A 272-nucleotide genomic window follows, 5' to 3' on the forward strand; every position below is an offset into this window, starting at 1 on the left:
GACCGGCGCGACCGGCCGGAAGTCCTCGCGATCCTTGATCCGGTTCAGCTTGCGCTGCATGTCCGGATCGATCGGCGACGCGAGGATCGAGCGGGCGCCGAGCGCGCGCGGCCCGAACTCCATGCGGCCCTGGAACCAGCCGATCACGCGGTTCGCCGCGAGCAGCGCGGCCGTCTGCGCGGCGACGTCCGCCAGCCGCCGGTACGGCAGCTGCGCCTCCTTCAGGAACGCCTCGATCGCGTCGTCTCTGTACGACGGTCCGAGATACGCAT

General features: G+C 71.0%; 1 protein-coding gene. It reads right to left on the reverse strand.

Features of this window, described 5'->3' with window-relative positions; all coding sequences use genetic code 11:
* A partial coding sequence (locus SB751_RS30590) for a carbamoyltransferase C-terminal domain-containing protein (RefSeq protein ID WP_410749097.1) occupies positions 1-272 on the reverse strand: 272 nt, incomplete at both ends.

The sequence above is a fragment of the Cupriavidus sp. SIMBA_020 genome, assembly GCF_046535395.1.
Classification (GTDB): domain Bacteria; phylum Pseudomonadota; class Gammaproteobacteria; order Burkholderiales; family Burkholderiaceae; genus Cupriavidus; species Cupriavidus campinensis.